Below are 8807 nucleotides of genomic sequence, written 5' to 3'. Positions count from 1 at the left end.
AAGAGCTTAAAGCTGAAATTCAATCCATTTTTATCGAACATAAGGGAAATTATGGTTATCGTCGGATTCATTTAGAATTAAGAAATCGTGGTTTTTTGATCAATCATAAAAGAGTTCAACGCTTGATGAAAGTGCTCAATTTACAGGCTAAAATGCGACAGAAACGCAAGTATTCTTCTCATAAAGGAGACGTTGGCAAGAAAGCAGATAACCTCATTCAACGTCAATTTGAAGGTTCTAAACCAATGGAAAAGTGCTACACAGATGTGACAGAGTTTGCCATTCCATCAAGCAGTCAAAAGCTCTATTTGTCGCCAGTTTTAGATGGCTTTAATAGCGAAATTATCGCCTATAATCTTTCTAGGTCTCCGAACTTAGCACAAGTAAAGACGATGTTAGAACAAGCTTTCTCAGAGGAATACTACGAGAATACTATTCTCCATAGTGATCAAGGATGGCAATATCAACACAATTCTTATCATCAATTCTTAGAGAGTAGGGGGATTCAGCCGTCCATGTCACGTAAGGGTAATAGCACAGACAATGGCATGATGGAATCTTTCTTTGGCATTTTGAAATCCGAAATGTTTTATGGCTATGAGAAGACCTTCCAATCACTTAACCAATTGGAACAAGCTATTGTAGACTATATTGATTATTACAACAACAAGAGAATTAAGGTAAAACTAAAAGGACTCAGTCCTGTGCAATACAGAACTAAATCCTTTGGATAAATTAATTGTCTAACTTTTTGGGGTCAGTACAATTCGCAGCGTTTTTTATATATCTTCTTAAAATATTTGTACACACAAATGACAGTCAAATTGATTTTTTGGATTATTTTATCGAAGGGGATAGATTTCTCATAATATGACTTTGCGAGCTCAGAGTCTGTATACACATACTCCCAAAATCACACCCAAAATTTGTATACACATAGTGTATGTACTTTTGAGGTGATTTGAATTTTGGGGAATCCCCATCCCCCTTTAGGCTAAGAGATGAAATTTTTTTAGTCTTGTTTCATTTTATTTCACAATAGATGGAATTTAATCTGGTAGTTAACAGTCAGTTCAACTCAAGCCTTATTTTCTATTTTTCTTTATCAAGTTATACAGCTGTAAATCAGTCCATTGCTTTAGCAGCTGTTTTTATGATTGCAGCAGCTAGTATCGGAGGTAAACTCTTTGGCATACTTGGAATGATATTCTTTAAAGCGATATTTGCTGTTATCTATCAATTGATTAAAGAATTTGTCGTTGCAAAGGAAAATCAGATAGATAAAGAATTAATTTAATGAGTCTTGTTAAATAAAGCCTTATTGTTTCTAACTGATATATCTGTTATATTTTTTCAAGAGGGCTTTTATCTGTTTCATCATGGAAAACATCTCCTTAACTATAATTTATCAAATAAAAAAGAAATCCAAATACAGAATTGTATTTGAATTTCTTAACCTTATGACATTGTACGAGATACGTTCTCTCTTTTAAAATATTTATACCTATTTTATTTGATATATTTCAAGAATAATATCTTCGATTTTATCTTCGATTAGTTTTAATGCCCTAGCCTTATCTTCTTGGGAGCTATAATCAGATTTCTTTATTTGAATCACCTCATGGAAGAGTGGAAGTAACTCTTGAAGTTTTTCAGGAGATGGTACAACTATTGGCAATTGGCGTGCATCGTTTATTTGGAATGTCTGAGTATTATTTACAAAATCATTAACATACTCGCTCATGAATTTTGAATTAATGATACTTATGATATAGTATTCTGGTACTTTCTGAGACAATCCATATAAACTCATACTTTTAACATCATTAATACTTTTTTGTTTCAAGCGACATTTCAAATAAGTAGTATTTATATCAGACCAACAGAAACCTTCTTTAAAAAAGTAGGAATATCCTTGATATCTTGCCCGAGGATCAGTTTTCAGATAGCTTACGTTTTCTTTTGACCACGCAATGGCAAATGGTGTTTCTAGGTACCATCTGTTTCCGTCTTTATCTCCTTTGTCATATGGAACGTAATAATTTTTTTCGGTAGAAATTCCGTGTAATTTTTCGTCATCAGTGAGGGAATCTACATCAGTAATTTCATTGTCCTCTATAATTCGATAAAGATATCCTTGTCCGAAAACATCTCGACCATATTTTTCTTTTATTGAATCAAAGAGTTCAGCGATTTGATATTCATCCAAATCAATCAATAGCTGGTTCGGATCTGAATAATCATTTAAGTCATTAGATGTAATGTTATATTTATTGATCGCATTTTTTAATTTTCTAGGGCGTGTGTTCATAATATTTTCAGCCCATTTAGTTGATTTCCTAACAGCAATATACTTACCATTATTACCAGTTTGTAAACCAACACCTCCTACTGATAAACAGCCTAATAAAGCAATGTCTCCAGGTTTTAAATTGCTTCGATATTCATTGAGTTCTTTTTTATTCTGTTCAATTTTGCTACTGGTGGAAATTTTATCCCACCACATATTATTTAGTTCTTTAATCTTATCTCTATATAATTGATAAATTTTTAGGTTGTGCTTAGTTGGTTTAAAAATAACAGTATTTTGAGTATTTACATAAGTAGATTGTTCAACTTTAAAATATATAGGTTCTAATATATTTTTACTTCCGTCAATAAACATAATCGTGTTTTCTAACTCATATTTATTCTTATTAACGGATGTAATCGCAGTATCTACCATCGCGGATTCAAATGGATTAGCAGTGTCAAAGATATAATTTATTGTGTTAGAAAGTAGTAAATCTCTTAAGTTTTTCTTCGATTGAATCGTCCAAAAAGATTTAGAAGTGATATATGTAAGACTTCCTCCTTCTTCAAGTAGTTCAATTCCTTTGAAGAAGAAGTGGCTGTATAGATCATCTGCAAATCCAAATTCATTTTCTAGAGCTATTTTATCAGCCGTGCTCCGCTTTTTGGTTCCAACGTAGGGAGGATTTCCAATAATTGCATCAAATTTGTGAACTCCAAACATAAAATAACTGTCAAAAAAGCTTGCTGGTTTCTTTACAATAAAAGGGTCGAAGGATTTTAATTGTTCGGAACGTACCGATTCCCAAAGTTGAATTTTTCCTGTTGTTAATTCATAATACTTTTTTTGCCAGTTATCTTTGGAACTCTTTATACGAGCATTAAAATATTTTTGTCGAATGTCCGAAAGTTTTAGGTCTAAATCTTGGTCGTCAAAAATATTATCGTCATCTTGAGATAAAGAGATTAAACTATTAGCACAAACAAACTTAAAATCTAGGTTAGGTAAAGGCTGGATTTTACTTTTATCGGGTTCGTCAATAATTACTGAAAGCCAAGCTCTTAAACGAGAAATCTCAATTGCCATCGGTTCGATATCTACTCCAAAGATGTTGTTTTCAATAATAGAAAGTTTAAGTTCATATGCATCAAAGGATTTTAGTAATCTTTCATATGTTCTAACAAGTAGTTGAATCATCCCCATTGGAAAAGCACCAGAACCACAAGCGGGATCTAAAACCTTATAGCTATCTAGTGCCTCAAGGATAGTTTTTGTTATATTTTTACTATTGATTCCCCATAAATCAGCACCAGATGTACTTTTTCTTGCTAAAAATTCAGCATCTGAATAGTCAATTAGTAAGTCTATTCCTTGATTGAAGACTCTATTTCCCACCTTGTTATATAAATATTCCCTTAAAGATTCTTTACAAATAAATGCTACAATATCTCTCGGAGTGTAGAATGCTCCACTTAATTTCCGTGCGCTCTGTCCAGTATCTTCATTTTGGGAAGCCAATAGATTTTCAAATACTTGTCCTAACATTTCAGGATCGACTGCAATCACTTCAAAATCAGCACTAGATTCATCAGTAGTAAAATTGAACTCGTTAAACCTATCAAAAAGATTTTTAAAATAATCTTGTGGGAAATTGATTGTTTCACCAATAAAATCATTTTCCTTGGGTTCAAATAACCCACCATTTAAATACGGTGTTATATAATCTAGGTGTTTACGATCGGAAATATCAGTGTTTAGGGTACTAAAAAATAGAAGTTTTATTTTCTTTTCATAATATTCAGTAGCTGATAAACCATCTATTTCAAAGTATCCAAAGTCCTCATAAATAATACTCATTTTCCGTAAGAACCAAATGAAAAGCATTCGTCCTAGAAGTCGGGAAGAAAATTGTTTTGCATCTTCTGAGTTCTTTCCTTGATTTTCCATAGTTTCAACTAGATCTTCAAAGAATTTTGCAATAATTGAATAGAATTGTTTATTAACTTCTTTCAGTTGCAACGCATCCCATAGTTTTTTATGAATAGTCTGTTGAGGTTCGAGATTTTGACCATTATTAATTTTTGAATCATCACCATTTGCTGCTTTAAATAGATTGTCAAAAATTTGTTTTTGAGTATTACTCAAATGATCATGTAACTCCATAACACGAATTTTTTTTCTATTTGAAAGTACAATTAGGAGAGAATTGGCATCAGATGTCAGGAAAAAATCGATTCCAATCTTGTTGCTTGGAATTCTTGTTAAGTCAGAGTCTTCCCAGTTAGATGTAAATTCTGTTGAAGCTGAAATCTTTTGTTTAGTTGCACTTTCACTAAACCAGAATAACTTACTTTCAACTACACAGTCATCCTGTTTGAAGTGTTGAAAGGCTGAACGTGCAGAATTAGATTCTGGGTGTTCACGAAACCATGTTCTTTGTTTTTGATTATGGAAAATATCCATTGGAAGAGGAGAGGGGAGATTTCCAGTATTTTGACTATCGTGTTCCAACATACTAGTCCATCTATCTTGATTTGGAAGGATCCCTCTCATTATTTCATCAGCTAAGTCAATTGCTATAGCGAGGGATATCCACTCATTCTTTTCACTCGATAGTTGTTTGACTAATTTGTCTATTGTATGAATGCCATTATGGTTTTGCATAGAATAATACACCTTCGACTTTCTCTATTCTTTTTACGTCCGATTCAGCTTGTAAAAGCTTAGTTAGTAAGTTCTCAAAATTCTTGATTACTCGTGGTGTTAATTCACCATTTTCTTTGTTTTGTTTATTTACTTCTCGAACAATTTGTTCAAAAGCTCGTTTATCATTTGAATAACGTATTCCTTTTTCAATAATTCCAACAAGATTGTAACTTGAACCAAAATAAGTTTTTAAAATTTCAAGAGCGTGCATCCCTTGTTGCTTTATACTATAAACTGGATTAGCTGATTCAAATTGCACACAAATTTCAGTATTACCTTTTTTGATATATTCCGATCTATCGACTGGTATTTTATCTATCATACGTTTATTATCTTGGGGAGTCGTTTGAATTTGTTTCAAAGCATCCTTTTCTTGAATGTATTTTGCTTGAAGCGAGCTGAATGGCCCTCTTTTTTCTGAGCTTTTTTCGATGCTTACGAAACCAATATCTTTTATCAGTGCACCAGTAGCAGAGATTTTACCTTTGGCTCTATATAGTCCGATAACATAGTCTAGATTCTCAAAATTTTCAGTTGATTTCGGAAGGTAATTCCATTTTCCATCAGGGATACTTTGAATCCTCTTAATTGCTCCATCTTCTTTGTGAGCATCAATAAATTTCCGTAATTCAGTGGAATAATTATCAACCCAATCTAATATATCTTCGGTATTTTCAAATCGTTCCATTGCTTTTGAAGCTTTGTCAATATCATCATCAAAAATGTTATCAGATTCCAATATTTCATGAAATTCTATTGGATTTTCACTTTCACCTAATATACTTTGATCGTTACCAACGGTAAAGTTGATTGTTGCAATTTTGTGTTCTAGACGTCTAATTAAGTTTAGATAGAACTCTAAGTCATCATGAGGCTTTACGTTTGCAATAAGGATGTTTTCATATGTTGATCCTAAACGATTGATTCGACCATTTCTTTGAATCATTCTCACAGGATTCCAATGTAAATCATAATTCACTAAGAAACCAGCATCTTGTAAGTTTTGACCTTCAGAAAGTACATCAGTAGCAAATAAGAAATCGAGTTCGTCCTGCTTCTTAATCGTTGCTTTTTTACTAATCGGAGAAAAGCGTTTAGTAATTTCTTCAACATAGACACTATTACCTGAAATAAATTCCGCACGTTTTGAGAAGTTAGGAATCCTATTTTCTAATATTTGTGGGAGGCTTTCTTTCAGATAATCAATTGTATCAGAAAAGAAACTAAAAACTAATAGTTTTTTTCCATATTTGTTTTCTTCTAATCGTTCTACTATTTTATCTGCAAATGCATTTAGCTTTCCGTCATGGCCTTTTTTACTTAATCTTGTTAATACAGAAGTTAAAAATTTACATATGTCTTTATCTCGTTGGAGATCTTTTTTTAATTGAGCAATATTAAATAGTTTTTCATCAGCTTCTTTTCTTTCTACACCACGTTTTTTAATGTCTTGTTCGTTACCTTGAGACATAGCCTCGTCTAAATCTGACAAGTATTTTTCATAATCTTCAAAAGCTTTATCAATATCTTCACCATATTCACTATCAAGAGTTACAGCATCGGTCAGACTAACTATATATCCCCTATCCAACCATTTTTCAAACAATGCAATCCTATCTTGGTAATTCTGCACAGATCTTAGTAGGGTGGCTGTAGATGATTCCAAGCGCTTGAGCCAAGTTACATGAAGCATATTGTGAATGGCAAGTTGAGTCCTTAATTTATTAGCTTCATTTCCTTTTAGATCTAATGCACGAATTTCATTAATTGTTTTATTGTAAATATTATGAGAATAGGAATCTGGTTTATATGGTGCAAAGCCCAGAAAGTTTATCACTTTAAATAATGTTGGAATAATACTTGAAACTTCATCTTCATTAATAAAAATAGCTTCTCTATTCGACTTTATTGAGAGGTTATATTTTTCAGAAATATTAATTCCAGATTGTTGTTCTTTATGGATTTCCTTATATAAATCAAGTGGATGAGAAGTGCGTTGTGTTAATTCACTAATTAAATTTAGGTTTAGAGTTGCAGGAGTTAGATTTTCGAAAGTTGAATCTTTTACTTCATCTAGGACTTGATGGATAAATTCATTATCCTCACTGAGATAAGTATAGGGGAACTGTTCGATTGTTGACGTTGGGAAAGGATTGGTTCGTCCATTTGTAGAATTCATCTGCTCATTTTTGATAACACCTTGTCTTGTTGATCTAACAAGATAATGCCTTATTCCAGCAATGATAGTATTTTTATGGAAATCCCAATCAAATTCTTCTCCTCGTTTTTCAGCACGAGTTGCTTCTGATTGAATTCGCCTTAATGCTTCAAAGAAGTCAATGTATTCAAGAGTTTTACCTTTATTACTTTTATACGGAACATTGATGGAAACCAGATCACCTTTTGCACCTAGTTGTATTTGATTTGCAAAATCAATCAAAGAGTTATTAATAGGTGTAGCAGTGAGTAAAAGAACTTTCGATTGAGGATTTTCCTGGAATAGTTGTAAAATTTTTTGATAGCGAGTACTTCCTTGATTTCTTAAATTGTGAGCCTCATCAACTACGAATAAGTCAATAGTATTTCGAGAGTTTTTATGATGTTTAAAGTAATCAATTTGTTCTTGTATTGTTCCAGAATCTTGTTGGGAGATCAATCTGAAATCTTTTCCCTCACGAAGATTCCATCTTTCTCCTTCTAACTCGTCAATCCATTGTTGTTTAAGCGATGCTGGTGGAATAATAACAATATTGTTGTTTCCATCCTCGATATATTGTTTAATGATAGCAGCAGCTGTGATGGTTTTTCCTAGACCGACAGAATCTGAAAGCATTGCAACGCCATAACGTGACAGTTTCCGCCTTAAATCGAGTGCATTTTGATTTTGGAATGGGTGAAGAATATCCTCAATATCTTTGTCAAAAGGATCAACAGGCTGCAGTTCCTCTGGGAAGACCTCCATAAGAGTTTTGATGTAAACATCATAAGCACCATATGTTTTATCACCAACAGGGCTATCCACAATGATGTTACTGAATTCTCCAGTCCAGTCTTCAGCGTCTTTCCATAGTTCATCAAACCATACGATATGTCCATTTTGTTGTTTATCACTGGTTGGTTTGAATTCAACAATTTGGTAGTTTTCTGTAAGAAAATTTAGCTCTGCATTGGAGGTGAGTCCTGCCTTTGTAAAATTTGAAGAACCAATAATACCAACTGAGTCAGCATCTCCTAGTTCTCCAAATATATAAGCTTTAGCATGAAGCCGAGGTTCTCTATATATTTTTACTTCAAGTTTGTTGTTTTCAATTAGATTTACAAGTTTTTTGGCGGTCATGCGGAGTTGTTCGAGTATTTTCGTATTATCTCCTCCTTTTCCATATTCTTGTAGATCATGAGTTATATCAGATTCTGGGAATAGGTTCTCAGGGGCATTTATATCAATGTTATATTGTATTTGCAGCCTGTGAGCAATAGGCTCTTTACCAATCAATAATTGAATTTTCGAATATTGCTCAAAATCGTCAATTAGTTCAATAGTGCCAGCTAGATCCCAATATCCAGTTGCTATTCGAAGTACAGAGTAATTTGGAGCAATTTCATTTAGTACATCAGATAATTTTTTTCTAGAGTTATCTATAAATTGAGGATATGCCATCTTTATTTCTCCCGAGATTTTTTATTAAACAACTTTTCTATTAGTCTATTATATTTTAACATTTTATAGTTAAAAACACTTAGTATTTAAGCAACTTTAATGACTCAAAAAATATAAATATAAATATTAATTTAGAAGATATGAATTATT

At 32.5% G+C, this 8807-nt stretch carries 3 protein-coding genes and 1 pseudogene; 2 read left to right on the top strand and 2 right to left on the bottom strand.

The genetic code is table 11. The annotated features are described in order from the left end of the window. Positions 1-734, top strand: a 734-nt coding sequence (locus M1R56_RS08935; protein ID WP_248035853.1) for an IS3 family transposase, incomplete at its 5' end; no start/stop codon positions are given. A gap of 318 nt (positions 735-1052) precedes the next feature. Then, positions 1053-1297 (top strand): annotated as a pseudogene (locus M1R56_RS08930) (AI-2E family transporter); the annotation flags it as partial. Between the two features lie 207 nt (positions 1298-1504). Here M1R56_RS08930 and M1R56_RS08925 read toward each other — a convergent pair. Then, positions 1505-4957: an Eco57I restriction-modification methylase domain-containing protein gene (locus tag M1R56_RS08925; protein ID WP_248035851.1), complete on the bottom strand. Its 3453-nt coding sequence runs from the start codon at positions 4955-4957 to the stop codon at positions 1505-1507. Then, the gene (locus tag M1R56_RS08920; protein ID WP_248035849.1) at positions 4944-8657 is read right to left on the bottom strand and encodes an SNF2-related protein; all 3714 of its coding nucleotides are present in this window, start codon (positions 8655-8657) and stop codon (positions 4944-4946) included. The genes M1R56_RS08925 and M1R56_RS08920 overlap by 14 nt, the downstream gene beginning before the upstream one ends. Positions 8658-8807 lie beyond the last annotated feature (150 nt).

This window comes from Streptococcus sp. oral taxon 431 (assembly GCF_023115445.1).
In the GTDB taxonomy this organism is placed as follows: Bacteria; Bacillota; Bacilli; order Lactobacillales; family Streptococcaceae; genus Streptococcus.
This window is presented reverse-complemented; position numbering and strand designations above follow the sequence as displayed.